Annotated in this window: 16 protein-coding genes; all 16 read left to right on the top strand. The window is 48.0% G+C overall.

The annotated features are described in order from the left end of the window. The first annotated feature begins 47 nt into the window (after positions 1–47). Positions 48–848 (top strand): SDR family NAD(P)-dependent oxidoreductase, encoded by an 801-nt coding sequence (locus ACFOET_RS15205; protein ID WP_379024169.1) that lies wholly within the window; start codon positions 48–50, stop codon positions 846–848. After that, on the top strand, positions 845–1825 hold the full coding sequence (locus tag ACFOET_RS15200) for an NAD-dependent epimerase/dehydratase family protein (protein ID WP_379024167.1): 981 nt from the start codon (positions 845–847) through the stop codon (positions 1823–1825). Before ACFOET_RS15205 ends, ACFOET_RS15200 begins: the two co-directional genes overlap by 4 nt. A gap of 60 nt (positions 1826–1885) precedes the next feature. After that, complete coding sequence (locus tag ACFOET_RS15195) at positions 1886–4630, top strand: DNA gyrase/topoisomerase IV subunit A (protein ID WP_379024165.1); 2745 nt, start codon at positions 1886–1888, stop codon at positions 4628–4630. Positions 4631–4757: 127 nt separating this feature from the next. Further along, positions 4758–5276, top strand: coding sequence for a hypothetical protein (locus ACFOET_RS15190; protein WP_379024163.1), 519 nt, complete (start codon positions 4758–4760; stop codon positions 5274–5276). A 190-nt stretch (positions 5277–5466) separates the two neighbouring features. Next, positions 5467–6861, top strand: coding sequence for an undecaprenyl-phosphate glucose phosphotransferase (locus ACFOET_RS15185; protein WP_379024161.1), 1395 nt, complete (start codon positions 5467–5469; stop codon positions 6859–6861). A 106-nt stretch (positions 6862–6967) separates the two neighbouring features. Next, positions 6968–7663, top strand: a complete 696-nt coding sequence (locus ACFOET_RS15180) for a tyrosine-protein phosphatase (protein WP_379024159.1) — start codon at positions 6968–6970, stop codon at positions 7661–7663. Continuing rightward, a complete protein-coding gene (locus tag ACFOET_RS15175; RefSeq protein WP_379024157.1) occupies positions 7660–8445 on the top strand; it encodes a polysaccharide biosynthesis/export family protein in 786 nt (261 codons plus the stop codon). The genes ACFOET_RS15180 and ACFOET_RS15175 overlap by 4 nt, the downstream gene beginning before the upstream one ends. Before the next feature lie 19 nt (positions 8446–8464). After that, positions 8465–10840: a GumC family protein gene (locus ACFOET_RS15170; protein WP_379024155.1), complete on the top strand. Its 2376-nt coding sequence runs from the start codon at positions 8465–8467 to the stop codon at positions 10838–10840. A gap of 8 nt (positions 10841–10848) precedes the next feature. Next, positions 10849–11787 (top strand): GDP-L-fucose synthase, encoded by a 939-nt coding sequence (fcl, locus tag ACFOET_RS15165; RefSeq protein ID WP_379024153.1) that lies wholly within the window; start codon positions 10849–10851, stop codon positions 11785–11787. Positions 11788–11817: 30 nt separating this feature from the next. Further along, positions 11818–12912, top strand: a complete 1095-nt coding sequence (gene gmd, locus ACFOET_RS15160; protein WP_379024151.1) for a GDP-mannose 4,6-dehydratase — start codon at positions 11818–11820, stop codon at positions 12910–12912. A gap of 20 nt (positions 12913–12932) precedes the next feature. After that, the gene (locus ACFOET_RS15155) at positions 12933–14207 is read left to right on the top strand and encodes a lipopolysaccharide biosynthesis protein (RefSeq protein WP_379024149.1); all 1275 of its coding nucleotides are present in this window, start codon (positions 12933–12935) and stop codon (positions 14205–14207) included. Further along, entirely contained in the window at positions 14200–15258 is a 1059-nt protein-coding gene (locus tag ACFOET_RS15150; protein WP_379024147.1) for a polysaccharide pyruvyl transferase family protein, read from the top strand. Before ACFOET_RS15155 ends, ACFOET_RS15150 begins: the two co-directional genes overlap by 8 nt. Before the next feature lie 2 nt (positions 15259–15260). Beyond that, positions 15261–16199: a glycosyltransferase family 2 protein gene (locus tag ACFOET_RS15145; RefSeq protein ID WP_379024145.1), complete on the top strand. Its 939-nt coding sequence runs from the start codon at positions 15261–15263 to the stop codon at positions 16197–16199. A 15-nt stretch (positions 16200–16214) separates the two neighbouring features. Continuing rightward, the gene (locus ACFOET_RS15140) at positions 16215–17129 is read left to right on the top strand and encodes a glycosyltransferase family protein (RefSeq protein WP_379024143.1); all 915 of its coding nucleotides are present in this window, start codon (positions 16215–16217) and stop codon (positions 17127–17129) included. Between the two features lie 21 nt (positions 17130–17150). Continuing rightward, positions 17151–18275, top strand: a complete 1125-nt coding sequence (locus ACFOET_RS15135) for a glycosyltransferase family protein (RefSeq protein WP_379024141.1) — start codon at positions 17151–17153, stop codon at positions 18273–18275. A 2-nt stretch (positions 18276–18277) separates the two neighbouring features. Next, positions 18278–19330 carry a glycosyltransferase family 4 protein gene (locus ACFOET_RS15130; RefSeq protein ID WP_379024139.1) on the top strand — a complete coding sequence of 351 codons (1053 nt, stop codon included), beginning with the start codon at positions 18278–18280 and terminating at the stop codon, positions 19328–19330. Positions 19331–19340 lie beyond the last annotated feature (10 nt).

Genomic DNA, 19340 nt, shown 5'->3' with positions numbered 1-19340 from the left:
CATTTACCATGCACATAATAGCTACATTTTTTTGTATTTTTACAGCGATGAGCAAAACCTATGCATTAATTACCGGAGCTAGCCAAGGTTTAGGCAGAGCCTTCGCGTTGGAACTGGCCAAGCGGAAATTTAGCACGATTCTGGTAAGTTTGCCCGGTGAAGACTTAAGGTCAATCGCTTCGCAAGTGGAAGCACTGGGGCAGGAAGCACATTTCTATGAGACCGATCTAACCAACAAAGAAAATATTGTGGCATTGGCTGCCTGGGTTAACCAGCATTTTCCACTAAGTGTGTTAATCAATAATGCCGGATGTGGCGGCACGCAAAGCTTCAAAAGCGCAAGCTTGGACTACCTCGACCGAATCATCCAACTCAACGTAAAAGCCACCTCACTGCTTACCCACCAATTGCTGCCCAACCTGACACAGCGCGATCAAGCTTACGTGCTCAATGTCGGAAGCGTGGCCGCCTACAGTCCCATTGGTTATAAAACCGTCTATCCTGCTTCAAAAGCATTTGTCTATAGCTTCACCCGCGGGCTTTATCAAGAGTTTGCCGACAGCAACGTATTTTTCAGCGTGGTCAATCCCGGGCCGATGATGACCAACGCAGTTTCCTCGGCCAGTCTCCAACAGCAGGGCTTTCTGGCAAGCATGGGGCTACTCACCCCTGAACAAGTCGCTGCAATATCAATACGGCGACTCCTCAAGCGAGATCCGCTCATCATGCTCAACTGGGTAAACAAGCTTACCTGGCTGGTCATGAAGTTCCTTCCGGTTTATATCAGGCTGCCGTTGTTGACCAACGCCTTTAAAAAAGAAATTAAGCAAGAGATTAAGCGCGCATGAATGTCCTGGTTACCGGAGCGAATGGCTTGTTAGCCACCAATACGATTATTGCACTTTTGTCTCGGGGATACCAAGTAAAGGGTCTTATTCGGGACGAAAGAAAATTTCTCCTTCCACCCCACGAAAATTTAGCCTTGGTATTGGGCGACATCACCGACATGGAATCGTTGGAGCGAGCTGTAAACAATTGCGATTATGTTATCCATTGCGCCGCTACCACCGACCAGAATCTGCTGCACTACGACGACTATTACCGTATCAATGTTGCGGGAACGGAAAACATCATACAAGCCGCATTAAAGCATGACGTCCAAAAAATCATTTATGTCAGTACGGCAAACACGTTTGGCTACGGCACGTTGCAGCAGCCTGGTGATGAAACCACGCCCATGAAGCCTCCGTTCCGAGACGCCTGGTATGCCAAAAGTAAATGGGAAGGCGAAAAACTGATTCAGGCCATCCAAGATCGGATAAAGGTAACCGTTGTAAATCCTACCTTTATGATTGGTGCTTATGACGGCAAGCCCAGTTCAGGCGCCATCATCCAGATGGGATATCGGAAGCGGCTGGTCTTTCATCCGCCTGGCGGCAAAAATTTCGTAAACGTGGAGGATGTGGCCACCGGGGTGGTCAACGCCCTCGAGCGCGGCGAAAACGGGGAAGCATATCTTCTGGCGGGGGAAAACCTTACCTATCGGCAGTTTTTTCAGAAATTGAACCAACAAGCGGGACAAAAGAGCTTGCTTATGAGCATCCCCCGCTTCATACTCCTAACGGCAGGCTATATCGGCGACCTGGTCCGTGCGCTGGGTGTGAAAACACCCCTATCGTCTACCAATATGAAAATCCTTTGTGTCAAAAACTACTATTCCAACCAAAAAGCACGGCAGCGTTTGGACATCTCCTTCGGGCCGATCGAAAGCGGCATCGCTAAATCTATACGATGGTTCAAGGAGCATCAGATGCTTCCTGACTGAGAAGCATAGGTCTTCAGGGATTTTTTTATTTTTACACCGGCGAAAAAAACAGCAGGCTAAATGAGCGACGAAACGAATCTGACACCACAGGGAAATCAGGACAGCACTTCAGAGGATAATTTACGTGGCAGCACCCAAACCATCCCATTGTCTGGCTTGTATGAAAATTGGTTTCTGGACTATGCCTCTTACGTCATTCTCGATCGTGCTGTGCCACATATCAACGATGGACTAAAGCCTGTTCAACGCCGCATCCTGCATTCGCTCAAAGAAATGGACGACGGCCGGTTCAACAAGGCGGCGAATGTTATCGGCAACACCATGAAATATCACCCCCACGGCGATGCGTCTATCGGGGATGCCATGGTTCAGCTTGGTCAGAAAGACCTGCTTATCGATTGCCAGGGCAACTGGGGAGACCCCGTAACCGGCGATTCAGCCGCTGCACCCCGGTATATCGAAGGTCGTCTTTCCAAGTTCGCCAGCGAGGTGGTCTTCAATTCAGACACGACCGAATGGCAGCTGAGCTATGATGGCCGTAATAAAGAACCCGTGACTTTGCCGGTCAAGTTTCCACTATTGCTAGCACAAGGTGCCGAGGGCATTGCGGTCGGCCTGGCCACCAAAATTATGCCGCACAACTTCATAGAACTGATCGACGCCTCGATCGACGTGCTCCGGGGCGGACGCCCAAACCTCATGCCCGACTTTCCCACCGGCGGCCTTGCTGACTGTTCTGCCTATAACGAAGGTCAACGGGGAGGAAAAATACGGATACGCGCCAAAATTGAGGAACGCGACAAAAAGACGCTCGCTATCACCGAAATTCCTTACGGAACGACCACCGGCAGCCTAATCGACAGTGTGGTAGCCGCCAATGACAAAGGGAAAATCAAGATAAAGAAGATTGAAGACAACACCGCACAGCATGTCGAAATCATTATCCACCTCGCTCCGGGCATCTCACCCGATGTGACCATTGACGCGCTATATGCATTCACCGCCTGCGAGGTCTCCATCTCACCCAACACCTGCGTCATTAAAGATGACAAACCTTATTTCATGAGCGTAAATGACGTGCTCATTGAAAACACCAAACAGACCAGGAGTCTCCTCAAACAGGAACTTGAGATTCGGCTCAACGAACTTCAGGAAAAAATCTTTTTCAGCAGCCTGCTCAAGATTTTTATACAGGAGGGAATGTATAAGCATCCCGACTACGAAAATTCCGGCAATTTTGATGCCGTGGTGGAAGTACTTAACCGCCTGTTCACCCCGTTCTTTGACCACTTCTACCGTGAGATATTGCCGGAAGACTATAAGAAGCTGATCGAAAAGCCGATGAGCAGTATCACCCGTTTCGATGTGAAGAAAGCCGATGAACAGATGGCTGCATTGGAAGAGGAAATCAAAAAGGTACGCCATCACCTGCGTCACCTCACCGACTACGCTATTGCCTGGTTCGAGCGGCTTAAAGAAAAATATGGCAAAGGCCGTGAGCGCCGCACGGAAATCCGCGTATTCGACCGCGTGGAAGCCGCCCAGGTAGCCTTGGCCAATGTCAAACTTTACGTAAACCGCGTAGACGGCTTCGTGGGTACCGGCATGCGCAAAGACGAGTACATCGGCGACTGCTCCGATCTTGATGATATCATCGTGTTTCGGGCAGACGGCAAATGCCTGGTCACAAAAGTACAAGAAAAAGTATTTGTGGGCAAAGACATCATTCATGTTGCGGTATTTAAGAAAGGCGACGACCGCACGGTGTACAACATAATTTATCGCGACGGGAAATCCGGCGTCTCCTATGTCAAGCGCTTTTCGGTATTAGGGGTCACGCGAGACAAGGAGTATGACCTCACCAAGGGCGAAAAAGGCTCTAAAATATTGTATTTCACTGCCAATCCCAACGGCGAAGCTGAGGTGATAAACGTTCAGCTGAAACCGCACTCCAAACTCCGAAAACTTCAGTTTGATCTTGATTTCGCTGAAATAGCCATCAAAGGGCGCAGCTCTCAAGGGAACATCGTCACCAAATATCCGATCAAAAAGATCATCCTCCGGAGTAAGGGCGTGTCTACGTTAGCCGGCCGCAAAATCTGGTTTGATGACGTGCTTCGGCGGCTCAATGCCGATGGCCGCGGCCTATATCTCGGCGAGTTCGACGGCGAAGACAAAATCCTCACGGTCATGGCCGATGGCACATATGAGTTATGCAGTTTTGACCTAAGCAACCACTTCGACGAGAAGCTCGTTCATATCGAAAAGTACGATCCGCAACGCGTATACAGCGTAGTGCACCGCGATGGCAAGTCCGGCATCCATTATGTCAAACGCTTCCTGTTTGACGACACGCCAATCGGTAAGCGCACGTCCATCATCAATGACGAGCCGGGGTCCAAACTTTTGCTAATCAGCAATGCGCCAACGCCACGGGTACGTGTAGACGTGCTGAAGGGTAAAAGTGAGCAACCGGAGACGCTGGAACAGAGCCTTACGGATATCGTCGATATAAAAGGCATGAAGGCGCAAGGCAACCGACTGAATCCACACAAGGTGACACATGTGGCGCTGGTCAGCGCTTCAACCGGCGAAACCGGCGCAACCGGCGAACAGCCTGACGTTCCCGAAACGCCTACTGATATCGTCCCGCCATCCGAAAAGCAAGCAGATGAAGCACCTGCAGGTGATCATCATGCTCAAAATATGGAAACCAACGATACGGCAGAGCGCGACGTCGATTTCGAGATTACCAATCCGGATGATATTCAAATTGATGACAAAGGGCAGATCGGGCTTTTTTAACTCAAAACGTTAATTACTAATACAAATTAGGTACACTTCGGTTCGAGCATTAATAACAAAGACCAACTATTTCAAAAACAAAAAAGCAAACCACAAAACAAAACAGCAGCAGAAACTGTTTACAGGATTGAAAAACAACATCTATCTTCTGTTCGCTATGAAGAACACACCTGTACAGATTGCCGCTGAATTGGCGGGATTACCACAAGTTGCAGCACAACACTTGTCATACGCTTCCCCGATCATGGTCGCCGGTCAGCCGGGATTGGGTCGGGTTGCAGTGAGCATGCCTCGGCTGGTCGATGCTTCTGCAGCATCCGTGCAGACCACTTGCGCAAGACTTTCCACCCGCAAGCAGTTCGCCTATGTAAACAACCGTGTGCTAAATGACAGACAGCTTGGCGCACTGATCATTAATGTGGACACCGACGAGGAGCGCGCCTACGCCGCTTTTCGACCTGTTTCCGAAATCCCTTTGTCAGGTTTAGTACACAACGGCCGAGCTCAGCAACACCGACCCAGCCGAAAGAGAACTGACGATATGCATAGTAAAAAATCGACCACTCATACCAATCGTATCAAAAACACCGCTAAAATTGAGTTGGCAGCTTATTTTTTTAACCTGAAATTTGTTTATACCAAATAGTTTAACACAAAGTTCACTGCAAATTAATAGCTAGTTGCCGTTTTGGTATGTTTTTTGAAACATCAGGAATATAATTATTTCTATTTTTTACATTTCTACGTAGAAAAGGAAAAATTTTAGAGATTTCAATCAACTTTTTTTGTTGATTAGTGAAAAAAGGTTATTCAGACACCCGTCTATCTTAAAAGAAATGCAAACACGTTATAGTTATTTACTCAAGTTTGTATTAGCCTTTTCCGATCTACTGATACTAAATGGGGTATTCGTTGTAGCCAGCGTCACAACTGACTATTTTGAATTTTTAGATGAACGCTTAATCTATCGGTACTATCTTCCGATAGCTAACTTAATGTGGCTATTGTCTGCTGGTGTATTCCGCTTATATGCCCAAGCATCTGTGAGCGACTTAGACGGAATTTACCGTGCTACTTATCGAACCGCAACGCTCCATGCGGTGCTATTTTCGCTTTACGTATACTTAGCCGACGTTGGTGCAACTCATACCGTGCTGTTCCTGACCGTCTTTCATTTCGCATTGGCTGCGATGCTGGTTTTAAGCCGCTTTTTGGGCACCTATTTTCAACGGGTGCTCATCCGCAACTTCAAGGTCCGGAAGACGGTTGCCATCATCGGTAAACATGAGGGCAGCAGGCGATTGGCCCGTTATTTCCGTGCCCATGAAGAAGATTACGCTTTTGAAGGCTATTTGTCTGAAAACGATCACTCCTTGATCAAAGATAATGGCGAGGTAACCAATACGGCGCTACAGCAGTTTCAACGTGCGGTTGACCGTGGCATAGAGGAGGTGTATGTTTCCCTTCCTTCCCATCAAATCGCTCAAGCCTCGGCGCTTCTGGAGGCTGGGGAACAGTACTGCCTTCGAGTGAAACTTGTGCCCGACCTTACCCGAAGAGACAGTCTACCATACGAGGTGAGTGTATTGGGGCCCGTGCCAGTAGTGAGCATCCGTCATGAGCCGGCATATGATATGGGCGGCCGGTTCAAAAAGCGCCTATTCGACCTCCTTTTTAGCACCGCGGTGATCGTAATGATACTTAGCTGGTTATATCCCATTATTGCTTTACTTATCAAGTTGGAAAGCCGGGGACCGGTGCTATTCAAACAATACCGCAGCGGTCGCGACAACAAGCCTTTTCTTTGTTACAAATTTCGAAGCATGCGGGTCAATTCAGACAGCGACAAACGGCAAGCCACGCGGGATGACAACCGCATCACGCGAATCGGTCGCTTTCTACGGAAAACCAGCCTAGACGAATTACCTCAATTTTTCAATGTATGGTCGGGCCATATGAGCGTTGTCGGGCCTCGCCCGCATATGCTCAAGCATACCGAGCAGTACAGTGCAATGATTGATCACTATATGGCTAGACAGTTTCTCAAGCCCGGTATTACGGGATGGGCCCAAGTGAACGGCTACCGAGGGGAAACTACCGATCCGCGATTGATGGGGCGGCGCATCGCTCACGACATCTGGTACCTTGAAAACTGGACGACAATGCTCGACGTGCGTATTGTCTTCCTGACCATAATTAACATGCTTACTGGCGAGGAAAATGCCTATTAAAACTTCTTTTTCCTCGCACGGCAAGCATTGATTTACATGTAAAAATTCAGTTCACCCAATTTTCGGGATGTTTACGTTTTTGAATAAAGCAAAGAATCACACAAGTTTGGATTGGCTAGGTTTGGACGTCCATTCCCACCTACTACCTGGTATTGATGACGGCAGCCCTTCCATTGAGACTTCGCTCGGTTACATCAATCGCTTGGAATCGTTGGGGCTGCGCTATTTTTATGCTACCCCTCATGTCCACACAGAATTATATCCCAACACTGCAGAAACCATCCAACGCGCCTTCGAAGGGCTGCGTGAGGTATTACCAGACCGCATTACGTTAAGGTTTGCCGCCGAATATATGGTTGACGAGGCGTTTGACGCACGCTTCGGCAAAGGAAAAAAGCTTTTGACACTCCCGCATAACCATGTGCTCATCGAAATGTCCTATATGTCAGAAAGTCTGCATATTGACCGTGTGATTTTCGAGTTGCAGGCACACGGATACACGCCCATATTGGCGCACCCCGAACGATATGTATTTTATTATGACCGTTTAAACCGCTATCAACAGCTTAAACACCTCGGTTGCCTAATGCAGATGAATTTGCTTTCACCTACAGGGTATTATAGTCAACAGGTCAAAAAAACCGCGCAGCACCTGCTGAAGCGCGGTATGATTGATTTTGTGGGCACCGACCTGCATCATCAAAAACATCTTGCTGCCATCGAACAGTTCGTCCTCAGCGGTGACGCTCACAGCATATTCAGAAAAAACCCGATAAAAAACTTAGCTTTAATTGGTGTATGAAACACAGAACAAAAATAATCATTTTACTATCATACATACTTCTGGGATTAAACGCTTGCGTAGCCAGGAAAGACCTTGTTTATTTTGACAATATTCCCGCAAACGACCCGACAATTAAGCTCGGAGACTATACGGAACCGGTTGTGCAGCTTGACGACATTTTGCACATTACGATTCAAACCATTGATGGCGGGCTAGCGATGGTGTCCGATCAATTGTCAGGAGGAGTTGTTGATCATGCGACTGCCGCTACCACTAACCACAATTCGGTACCGGCAGGTTATTTAGTGGATAAAGCGGGTAAAATTACCATGCCGATGCTGGGCACATTTGAAGTCGCCGGTCTTACGACGCTGGAGGTACGTGAGATGGTTACTAAGGCCGCGTCCAAGTATTTCAAGGAACCTACGGTCCAAGTTCGATTTGCCAACTTCAAAATTACGGTCTTGGGCGAAGTTGCTCGCCCGTCTACCTACACGGTGCCAAGTGAACGCATCAATTTATTGGACGCGTTGGGCATGGCCGGGGATATGACAATATTAGGGGACCGAAAGAACGTGTTGCTTATCCGTGACAACAGTGGCGAGAAACAATTCATCCGGTTCAACCTTAATGAATATGAGACGTTTACGTCGCCGTACTTCTACCTTAAACAAAACGATGTGATATATGTAGAACCCGGTAGAGGCAGGGTAGCCGCGAACAATGCTGGCACCGTGCAATTTATATCGATTGCGCTATCAGCACTTTCCGTTATCACGTTGGTAATCACAAGGCTTTAATTTAAGACAACGAGACCCCATGAACGAATGGCAAGAAGATGCTTTTGAACCCACCAATTCAGAAGACCGGCAAGGAATTTTTGATTTGTTAAGAAAACTGCTTGCTAACTGGTATTGGTTTGCATTATGCGGTGCCATAGGCCTGTCCGTTGCTTATATACACCTCCGGTATAGTCACCCGATCTACCGGATCGGCGCCAGGGTGCTTGTCACCGACCATTCACAACGCAGTGGCGGCGCAGGAAGCCAGGGTTCATTCACGGGAGATATCAATAGCTTCTTTGGAGGAGTTAGCTCCGTTGAGAACGAAGCGGAGATTTTCAAAACACGTTATTTGATGGAGCAAGTGGTCCGGTCACTTAATGCGCAGGTCAGTTTCTTTTTCCCCGGACGGGTACGCGACATTGAGGTTCATCGCTCGCCGTTCCAAGTGACATTAGCATCCCCAGACTCGGTTAAAGGCGGAACCTTTATGCTTGAGCCGATTGATTCCCGTGGTGTGCGCATCTACCAGGAGAATGATTTTTCGGTAGACGTCGATTATGGAAAGACCGTAAAGCTACCCGGTGTCGGCGACATACTGATTTCACGCAAACTACCTGCCGAAGAAGTGAAAGGGGTATACAAATTCAGTGTTGCTTCATTTGATAACAAGGTAAATGAGTATATGGGGCGCTTGTCCGTTGCCATCAATAACAAGCAGGTTTCCATCATCAACTTGGGGTTTAACTATCCACTGCAAGGCAAAGGCGAAGAGATTCTGCATACCATAATCAAAGAATACATGGAGAGCAACCTGAAAGACCGAAACACCATCGCAGACAGCACCATCGCATTCATCGAAAACAGGTTACTCTATGTGGGCCAAGAGCTTGGTGATGTAGAAGGAGATATCCAAAATTTCCGTCAGGACCGCCAGCTTGCTGATATGCCTACCCAGTCACAACTGTTGCTGCAGAATTCAAGTGAGTTTGTGAAACAGCTGGCCGAAGTGGAAATACAACTGGACATCCTCGACAACGTGGAAACGATTTTGACCGGTGATGCCAACGAACGTGTGTTACCAAACGCCGTCATACCAGAGGATGTCGTATTTAGCAGCCAAGTAACGCAATACAATGCGTTGCTTCTGGAACGGGATAAGCGACTGATGAGCGCAACGCCGGACAACCCCGCTATCATAAACCTTAATCAGCAACTCAGCGGCCTGCGGCGGGACATGCTTTCCAACCTCAGCAGTACACGCAATCGGCTGAATATTACCCGTAACAGTCTCCGCCGGGAGGCTGGGCAATTAAGTCGGCAAGTGCGGGAAGTGCCGGCAATCGAACGAACATACCTCGACTTGGCCCGGCAACAGCAAATCAAACAAGAGCTGTATTTATACCTCATGCAGAAGCGCGAAGAAACGGCTATCAGCAAAACAGCTACCATTTCCAACAGCCGGGTCATCGACCCGCCAAAGGCCGCTGCGTTTCCGTTCAGCCCCAAACGCACCACTGTGCTGCTCACCGGCCTGTTAGTCGGACTAGCGCTTCCTTTTGCCGTAATCTATTTACGCGATCTGACCAATACCCGTGTGGAGAATAGGGAAGATGTCAGCAAACGGACCCGGGTTTCTATCATTGGTGAAATTATGCACAGCAAGGGGAAGGAAACGCTAGTCGTCACTCCCGGCGCACGCACCGCCATCGCCGAGCAATTCCGCTCACTCCGTACAAATCTGATTTTTTACCTGAATGCGCCCGACGCCAAAACAATACTGCTCACGTCAAGCATGAGTGGAGAAGGTAAATCCTTCGTCGCACTCAATATGGCAATGGTATTTGCGCTATCCGGAAAGCGCGTTGTGGTCATGGAAATGGATTTGCGTAAACCCAATCTCTCCGTCAGGCTCAATTTAGCTAGCGGAACCGGCTTTACGAACTTCGTCATTGACACTTCCCTTAGTCCGGCGGATGTTGTCGTACCGTCTGAAGCACATGAAAATCTGTTTTTGATCAGTTCAGGCCCCATTCCGCCTAATCCGGCGGAAACACTGCTTAGCGGCCGCCTTAGTGAATTAATGACCTATCTGAACGCAGCTTTTGACTACATCATCATCGATGCCCCGCCTATCGGGTTAGTGACCGATGCTCAGCTTCTCAGCCAATACGCCGATCTTGCGATATATGTGATACGCCAAGGATACACGCATAAAAACCAATTGCAAATCCCTGAAGAACTATATCGCAGTGGAAAAATGAAGCAGATAGCCATCCTGATCAACGACGCTAAACCTCAGGGCGGACGGTACGGCTATGGCAGTGGATACGGCTACGGCTATTACGATAACGATAGGGCCAATAAATCATGGTGGAAATTCGGAGAAAAAATCAAAAATAAAAAATCGTAACAGAAGCCATGGACAAAAACAGTAAGATATATATTGCGGGCCACCGGGGAATGGTGGGGGGCGCTATCATGCGCTACTTAGTAAGCAACGGCTACAACAACCTGGTTTTGCGAACTTCGTCAGAGCTCGATCTACGCAACCAACAAGCCGTCGACAATTTTTTTGCAAACGAACGCCCTGAATATATTTTCCTCGCGGCAGCCAAAGTAGGCGGTATTGTTGCCAACAACACGTACCGGGCTGATTTTATTTATGACAACCTGATCATGGAAGCCAATATCATCCATGCTGCCCATAGCCATGATGCAGTAAAATTACTCTTTTTGGGAAGTAGTTGCATCTACCCTAAAATGGCACCACAGCCATTGAAGGAAGAGTACCTGCTCACAGGACCGCTGGAGCCGACTAATGAGCCCTATGCCATCGCCAAGATTGCCGGCATTAAGTTGTGTGAGGCTTACCGAGATCAATATGGCGAAGATTTTATCAGTGTGATGCCTACCAACCTCTACGGAATCGGAGATAATTATCACCCGCAAAATTCACATGTTTTGCCTGCGCTTATCCGACGTTTTCACGAGGCTAAACTAGCACGCCAACCAAGCGTAACGATCTGGGGAAGCGGTTCCCCGAGACGTGAGTTTCTGTATGCTGAAGACCTTGCTGAGGCCTGCGTATTTCTCATGAATAGCTATAGCGAGCGCGGGCTGATCAATGTAGGAACAGGAGAAGATTTAACCATCAAAGAGTTAGCGGAGTTGATCAAAGATATTGTCGGATATCGTGGAGAACTGCTGTTCGATACGAGCATGCCAGATGGTACACCCCGCAAATTGATGGACGTCAGCAGGCTTCGCAGTTTAGGCTGGAAACACCGGACAGCTCTTAATACCGGAATCGAAAAGGCATATCAAGACTTCCTGCGGAACGCCGACGCCGCGCGATAAAGATTAACATAGATAACATATAATTTTACCATGAAAACAGCACTCATTACTGGAATAAATGGCCAGGATGGCGCATACCTTGCAGAATTACTCCTCGAAAAAGGATACATGGTGCATGGCGTCAAACGCCGTTCTTCCCTGATTAATACCGACCGGATTGATCACCTCTATCAAGATCCCCATGATGAAGACGTACGATTCAAGCTACACTATGGCGATATGACGGATAGCACCAACCTCATTCGCATTATCCAAGAGACCCGGCCCGATGAGGTATACAATCTCGCGGCGATGAGCCACGTTAAGGTAAGCTTCGACACGCCTGAATACACGGCAAATGCAGACGGAATCGGCACCTTGCGCCTGTTGGAAGCAATCAGGATCTTGGGATTGGAAAAGAAGACCCGCATCTACCAAGCGTCTACTTCAGAGCTTTACGGCCTTGTACAAGAAGTACCGCAAAGTGAAACCACACCGTTTTATCCCCGCAGTCCTTATGCGGTCGCCAAACTGTATGCATATTGGATTACCGTAAACTATAGGGAAGCCTATAACATGTACGCCTGCAACGGTATTCTTTTTAACCACGAAAGCCCATTGCGCGGTGAAACGTTTGTAACGCGCAAGATTACACGCGCGGTTGCAGCAATCGCCCTTGGCTTGCAGAAAAAACTGTTTCTCGGAAACCTTGATGCCCGTCGGGACTGGGGCCACGCAAAGGATTACGTGCGGGCAATGTGGTTAATCTTACAGCAAGACAAACCAGCGGACTTCGTCATTGCTACAGGCATCACTACACCTGTGCGGGAATTTGTAACGATGGCTTTTAACGAGGTTGGGGTAACCATCGAGTTCAACGGCGAAGGGGTCGACGAAAAGGGTTACGTCAAATCGGTATCCAACTCAGAGGCACCTTTGTCCGTTGGCCAGGAAGTGGTGTGCGTCGACCCGTCTTACTTCCGTCCCACCGAAGTCGAACTGTTGATCGGCGATCCCACAAAGGCGAAAACAAAACTGGGCTGGAAGCCGACTTATGATCTGCCGGCGTTATGTAAAGAAATGGTATCGTCCGATTTAGCGATTTTACGCAAAGACAGCAAGACCCAACGGGAACACTTGGTGTAATGAAAGGCTCGATCAATCATATGATTAAACACCCCGGGTTTGCGAAGGCATCACGATGGGGCAAGTTGATATCACTTACTGGCGGTGCTCAGGTACTCGTTCAGGTTTTTACCATGGCTTGTGGTATCATGATCGTCCGATTGCTCCCAAAAGAAGAATATGCTTACTATACATTGGCGAATACGATGCTCGGCATGATGACTGTGTTAGCGGATGGGGGGATTAGCAGCGGTACGATGGCTGAGGGCGGCAAGGTTTGGAAGGACAAAACCAAATTGGGGATCGTATTAGCAACAGGATTGGACCTTCGGAAGCGATTTGCATTTGGAAGCTTAATCATTGCGATACCAATACTTATCTTTCTACTGTCCCAGCACGGTGCCAGTGCGCTGCAGTGCATATTGATTGTAGCAGCCCTTGTGCCGGCATTTTTTGCGACGCTTTCGGACACCATCTATCAGACCGCGCTAAAACTCCATCAAGACATCAAACCTTTACAACAGAACCACTTTATGGTTGCCCTGCAACGGCTGGTCTTCGCTGCCTTGGCACTGCTTGCCTGGCCTTGGACCTTCGTGGCACTTCTGGCCAATGGCATCCCAAGAATACTGGGCAACATACGACTGCGCAAACTGTCTTCAAACTTGGCCGACCAGAACCAGTATTCAGACAACGCTGTACGGAGCTCCATTCTCAACGTTGTGCGCCGTGTGCTGCCCGCTTCCGTCTACTATTGCATATCAGGTCAGGTCACCATTTGGCTCATTTCTATCTTTGGCAATACGGACGCGTTGGCCAGCTTTGGTGCCCTCGGGAGGATTTCGGCTTCGTTTGCCATAGTAACCACGGTCTTCGGTACGCTTGCCGTCCCGCGCTTCGCTAAACTTCCCGATACAAAGAAAGTTTTGTTAACCTATTTTGCCGGAAGCCAGCTGATTCTTTTTTTGACGAGCTTGTTCATCATTTCGTTGGTTTATTTGCTGTCCGATCCGATCCTCTTTGTTTTGGGACCGGAATATCAAGGATTAAACGCCGAACTGTTGTTAATTTCGATCAGCGGTTGCATTACCATAATCGGGCAAGCTACTAACAGCCTAATGGCTTCCAAAGGATTGATAGTTCCACCGGCACTGTTTATCTCCACCACGGTGTTCGTTCAGGTGGGTGCCGCATTTATTTTTCCGATCTCGGAAATCAAAGGGGTTATCCTCTATGCGATAACGACAACTGCCACGATCTATGGCCTGCGGTTGCTTTACTTTTACCATGTCATCAAGAAAACGAAGCATGCTTAAAAAAATCAAAAAATACGTTCTAAGAGCCTACTTTTACGGACACTTCCCCTCCTTTTGGCAGCTGTATTTTTCAAAAAAACGAGTACTCGCATACTATGGGTTTCTCGGAGATAGAAACTTCGGAGATGAACTGGTATTTGAAAGCGCAAAAACGCTGTTCAGTGGGACGGTCCTGTTGCCCGTGTTGCATCACAGCCCGTTATATGTAAAGCTTTACCGAACATTGTTTAAGCGGCGTATCGCAGGTATTGTCGTTGGTGGAGGCACCTTGATTGGCCCTTACTTTGCAGAAAAGCGCTTTATACGCAGTCTGAACGCATCCAATACCCCGATTTTTTTCCATGGCACCGGTGTTACCTCAACGATCAACTTTGAGGAGCTATGGAACCACATGTTAGTGACCAACAGCTTTGGGGGGATAAGGGGTAAATTGTCTTACGAACGAATACTCGCTGCCGTAAAAAAGCAGAGAAACATCATCGGAGATGCATGTTTTTGTATGTATGATCCGGTCGCGCCGAAAGAAAAGCCGAAAAAAGTGTTAATAAATTTCGGCGCTCATCATCTTTTCGATGGAAGAGAGCATTCCAAAAATGAGTTAATCAAGTTTTCCAGACAGCTCGTCACGGAAGGATACGAAGTTCATTTTCTCCCGCTACACGAAATCGACTGCAACGAGGCTACCGGAATTAAAGCTGCAATTCCCGAACTGAGGTTGCTGCCTATCCCCCGAACATTTACAGAGGCCAAACAAATTTTCTCCGACTACCTGTTTGCCGCCGGGTTAAGGCTGCACTTCATCGCCATAGCGGCCTTGTGCCATGTACCGTTTATTGCGATCAACTACAAAGACAAGCATGATGACCTGCTTGGCAGTATCGGCCTGGAAGAAAAAGGCAGCCTGCCTGCGAAAATCACTGCGGACCATATCTTGTCCTCCTTCCGCCAACGAGAAACGTTCGACTGGCCTCGGATAAGTGGGCGGCTTATCGCACTAAAGGCGGTCCAAGAGCAAGAAGCAGCGAACTTTTTTAATGCTATGAATTCATGACGATGAACGTATCGATTGCCATCCCCACATTCAATCGACCCGAATTGCTTTTAGCGGCCATAGAAAGTTGTCTTGCGCAGACACGTAAACCATATGAAATTCTGATCGGAGATGATTCAAACAATGAATTATCCGAAAAACTGGTCGCACGTATATTTGCCGGAAACACTGCAGCTATAAAAATAAACTATCACCACAATAAGCCTGGCTTAGGGCAAAACGACAACGTAGATATGCTTATCAAAAAAGCTAGCGGAGATAAATTTCTGTTGCTTCATGACGATGATACGCTGTTGCCTAATGCCCTTGAGCTAATGGCCAAGCCTTTTGAAACACATTCCGACATTCATCTGGTGATTGGCAAGCAGTATATAACGACACATGATGGCGAAGTACTTACGGAACGAACGGAGCGGGACATGGCATCTTACTTCAAAACAGCCGACTATGAGGGGAGCGTATTGACATCCCTGGACTCCGCTATCATGCAGCAGATTCCAATGAATGGTTTCCTGGTAAACATGGACTATGTAAAAAACATCGGTTATCCGAAAAAAATCGGCGTTGGAAACGCGTGCGACTTTGCTTTCGGCATCAATCTTGCCAATGCAGGTGCCAAGTTCTATTTCCTCAATGAATATGTTTCGACATACCGGCTCAGCCACGATTCGATAAACAGAAGCACAAAAGACGATTGGGGTTACCGGTCTTTCCGAATACTGGAGGCGTTGCCCTATCCTGCAGACAAGCCGGTCGATTACCGCAAAATACGATTATCAAATATTTCCCCGAGGGCATTGAGACAAGCCATTTTGTTCAATAAACCGAGGGAAGCAATGCGCATTTTATTGGGGGAGCCCTACAGAAGTCACCTGTTTTCGCCAGGCACGGTAAAGAGCCTGTTGATGCTTTTGCGGGGACTGATCATAAAGTACAAATAGCATATAATCCATACCATGAGACTACGATACTTCGACGGCGATAATTTCGGAGATGCTTTGAATCCGATGATTTTTAATAACGTCTTACCTTCTTTCTTTGATGAAGACGATGAGACCGACTTTTTCGGAATAGGCTCGATTATTGGATTTGATATGATGAAGCATGCCAAAAACAAGATAATTTTTAGCAGTGGCTACTCGCCGGCATACGCCAGGAAATACGGCCCCGTAGCGATTGATGATTCCTATAAGTTTTATTGTGTGAGAGGTCCGCTTACCGCCAAGGCATTGAAACTGGATGCTAACCTTGCGGTCACCGACGGCGCGGCACTGCTCCGGGAGTTTCACTTCCCAACGCAGGCAAAACGGTATAAGGTGTCCTACATGCCGCATTGGACCAGTGAATATATTTATTCGTGGGCGGATATCTGTGCTGAATGCGGTATACACTACGTGAGTCCACGAACGCCCATCAACGCGGTCATTGACCAGATTCTGCAGTCAGAAATGGTTATAGCAGAAGCCATGCATTTCGCCATTGTGGCCGATGCGCTGCGTATACCCTGGATCCCTGTCAAAACCTATCAATTCATTGATGATTTCAAGTGGAGCGATTGGACACAATCGCTTCAGATGGACTACCACGCCCGTAAGTTACCCTCGCTCCAACGGTACGACGAAGCATTTGAGCATAAGCTTCGAAAAAAAACCCGGAATATGCTGCCTCAACAGGTAATTGGGCTAAGCAAAAGACTAATGGACCGGTATCAGCAGCTGTTCGTCAGGAAAAAAAGCATCGCCGCACTCAGTGCCCTGGTACAGGAAGAACCCACCATGAGTAAAGATGAAATTTTTAACGCCAAAACGGACCAGCTCTTGGATATATTATCCGACATAAAAAGAACGTACCAACCCACGCAGCGGAATTGAAGACAAATTAAACCGACAGTCATGAGAGTATGTTTCATATGCGGCAGCCTAGAACCCGGCAAGGATGGTGTCGGCGATTACACCAGCCTTCTTTCCGCGGCACTCGCGGCAGAGGGTCACAGTGTCTCCATTATCGCGCTCCATGATAAACATTTACACGGACATCACTTCATCGAAAGCCAGCTGCCCGATGAAAAAACAATACACACCCTGCGGCTATCCAACAACATGAAATGGCGGCATCGGATCAGAAAGGCTGGCGATTTCATTGACGATCATGGGCCTGATTGGCTTAGCCTGCAATTTGTTCCTTACTCATTTCACGATAAAGGATTGCCCTATATTTTGCCGGACAAACTAAAAAACCTCGGCAGAGACAAAAAATGGCACATCATGTTTCACGAGTTGTGGGTGGAAAAGCACGGAGACCGATTCTATGGCTTGTTGAGCACATTGCAATCGTTAATCATCAGACGCCTTGTCCGGTCAATAAGACCACGAGTCATTCATACGTCCATCTCGGAATACGTCACCAGACTGCGCCGAATAGGAGCCAATGCGGCCATTCTCGGGTTGTTCGGAAACATTCCCTATAACGACGGGGCAATCGGTCACCAGATAAATGAAACCGACGGTAGGCGTTTCAACCTGTTGCATTTCGGAGCCGCACCAAAACCTGAAAATTTTCCCGATATCGTAGACGCCCTTAAAAGGGCACTGGCAACTGCAGCTATCTCGCTATATATTATCGCGGCACCGTCGCAACGCAAAGAAGAATACCTCAGGGCGCTAAGCGAACTGGAAATGGCATTCGGCCCGAAGTTTTCAGTAATCGACCTTGGCTTCATTGAAAACACGGCCAGAATCAGCGTCATTATGCAGCAGATGGATATCGGCATCAGCCGCGTAAGCCCGCGATATATCGGAAAAAGCGGAACAGCTATTGCAATGCTGGAGCATGGACTGCCTGTATGGGTGTTTAACTGGCGGCCGGGCGAAGACCATATCGACTATGGGTTCAGAAAACAATTGATAATTAACGAGTTATCAGCGGCTTTCCAGCAGAAAAAATCGGAGACACCCTACCAAAGTTTGTTGCCGGTCGTTGCTACACAGTTGGCCAATAATCTAAACGACAATAGCTGACCATGAAGATTCTGATCCTTTCGCATAAATTCTATCCGGACATCGGGGGCATCGAAGTCAACTCTGAGGTGCTCGCTACGGAATTCCATAGGTTGGGAATGCAGGTGCGGCTCGTCACGCACACCACGTTCCAGGGTGAGGAGCGGATGAATTTTCCGGTGATCCGGAATCCATCAATGTTGGACCTTATCCGTCAAATCACATGGGCGGATGTGGTATTCGAGAACAACCCCTCCCTTCGGCTCTCCTGGCCTGCCCTCATTTTTCCAAAAAAGAAACGGGTGGTGGCCGTCAGGACTTTTATCCGACGCACCGATGGCCGGATAGCCCCTCAGGACAAGCTAAAGCGGCTATCAGTGGCTAAAGCCAACGGCATAATCGCCGTAAGCGAAGCCATTAAGAAATCGACACACCCGAAGTGTGTAGTAATAGGCAACCCATATCGGAAAGATCTATTCAGGAAAATGTCCGCGATCCATAGAAATAAAGCATTTGCTTTCGTCGGAAGGCTGGTTTCTGATAAGGGGGCAGACATGGCCATACAATTGGTTCGTCAGTTAAAACAAGACGAGGCTTTATGGCAAGCTTCCGGCTTACCGGGCACCACTGGTTTAAAACTGACGATCATTGGTGACGGTCCTGAAAAATCACCATTGGAACAGCTGGTCCAACGATTAAATTTGACGGATTTAATCAACTTCACCGGCCCGTTAAAAGGGGATGAACTAGTGCGCACCTTAAATGAGCATCACTTTATACTCGTGCCCTCTAAATGGGAAGAACCCTTTGGCAACGTTGCTCTGGAAGGGATGGCTTGTGGTTGTATACCCATCGTATCCGATGGGGGCGGCCTACCGGATGCAGTGGGATCTGCCGGAATCACATTTAAGCGAAACGACCAGCATGATTTCTTTCTAATAACAAAAGCACTGATCGAAGATGAACAGAAACGCAATCAACTTCAGGAAAGCAGTAGCAAACATTTAGCTAATCATTGCCCGGAAGTGGTCGCGAAGCGGTATCTGGCAGTTATCAAACATGCCCTAACACAGTAATTATATATCC

The organism is Parapedobacter deserti (genome assembly GCF_042646065.1).
Classification (GTDB): domain Bacteria; phylum Bacteroidota; class Bacteroidia; order Sphingobacteriales; family Sphingobacteriaceae; genus Parapedobacter; species Parapedobacter deserti.
The sequence above is the reverse complement of the archived record's forward strand: the minus strand, read 5'-3'. Positions and strand labels throughout refer to the sequence as shown.

Bases quoted from the DNA above. Each gene is read 5' to 3' on its own strand.
- ACFOET_RS15205 (WP_379024169.1), top strand. From the start codon at position 48: ATGAGCAAAACCTATGCATTAATTACCGGAGCTAGCCAAGGTTTAGGC.
- ACFOET_RS15200 (WP_379024167.1), top strand. From the start codon at position 845: ATGAATGTCCTGGTTACCGGAGCGAATGGCTTGTTAGCCACCAATACG.
- ACFOET_RS15195 (WP_379024165.1), top strand. From the start codon at position 1,886: ATGAGCGACGAAACGAATCTGACACCACAGGGAAATCAGGACAGCACT.
- ACFOET_RS15185 (WP_379024161.1), top strand. From the start codon at position 5,467: ATGCAAACACGTTATAGTTATTTACTCAAGTTTGTATTAGCCTTTTCC.
- ACFOET_RS15175 (WP_379024157.1), top strand. From the start codon at position 7,660: ATGAAACACAGAACAAAAATAATCATTTTACTATCATACATACTTCTG.
- ACFOET_RS15170 (WP_379024155.1), top strand. From the start codon at position 8,465: ATGAACGAATGGCAAGAAGATGCTTTTGAACCCACCAATTCAGAAGAC.
- fcl (WP_379024153.1), top strand. From the start codon at position 10,849: ATGGACAAAAACAGTAAGATATATATTGCGGGCCACCGGGGAATGGTG.
- gmd (WP_379024151.1), top strand. From the start codon at position 11,818: ATGAAAACAGCACTCATTACTGGAATAAATGGCCAGGATGGCGCATAC.
- ACFOET_RS15155 (WP_379024149.1), top strand. From the start codon at position 12,933: ATGATTAAACACCCCGGGTTTGCGAAGGCATCACGATGGGGCAAGTTG.
- ACFOET_RS15150 (WP_379024147.1), top strand. From the start codon at position 14,200: ATGCTTAAAAAAATCAAAAAATACGTTCTAAGAGCCTACTTTTACGGA.
- ACFOET_RS15145 (WP_379024145.1), top strand. From the start codon at position 15,261: ATGAACGTATCGATTGCCATCCCCACATTCAATCGACCCGAATTGCTT.
- ACFOET_RS15140 (WP_379024143.1), top strand. From the start codon at position 16,215: ATGAGACTACGATACTTCGACGGCGATAATTTCGGAGATGCTTTGAAT.
- ACFOET_RS15135 (WP_379024141.1), top strand. From the start codon at position 17,151: ATGAGAGTATGTTTCATATGCGGCAGCCTAGAACCCGGCAAGGATGGT.
- ACFOET_RS15130 (WP_379024139.1), top strand. From the start codon at position 18,278: ATGAAGATTCTGATCCTTTCGCATAAATTCTATCCGGACATCGGGGGC.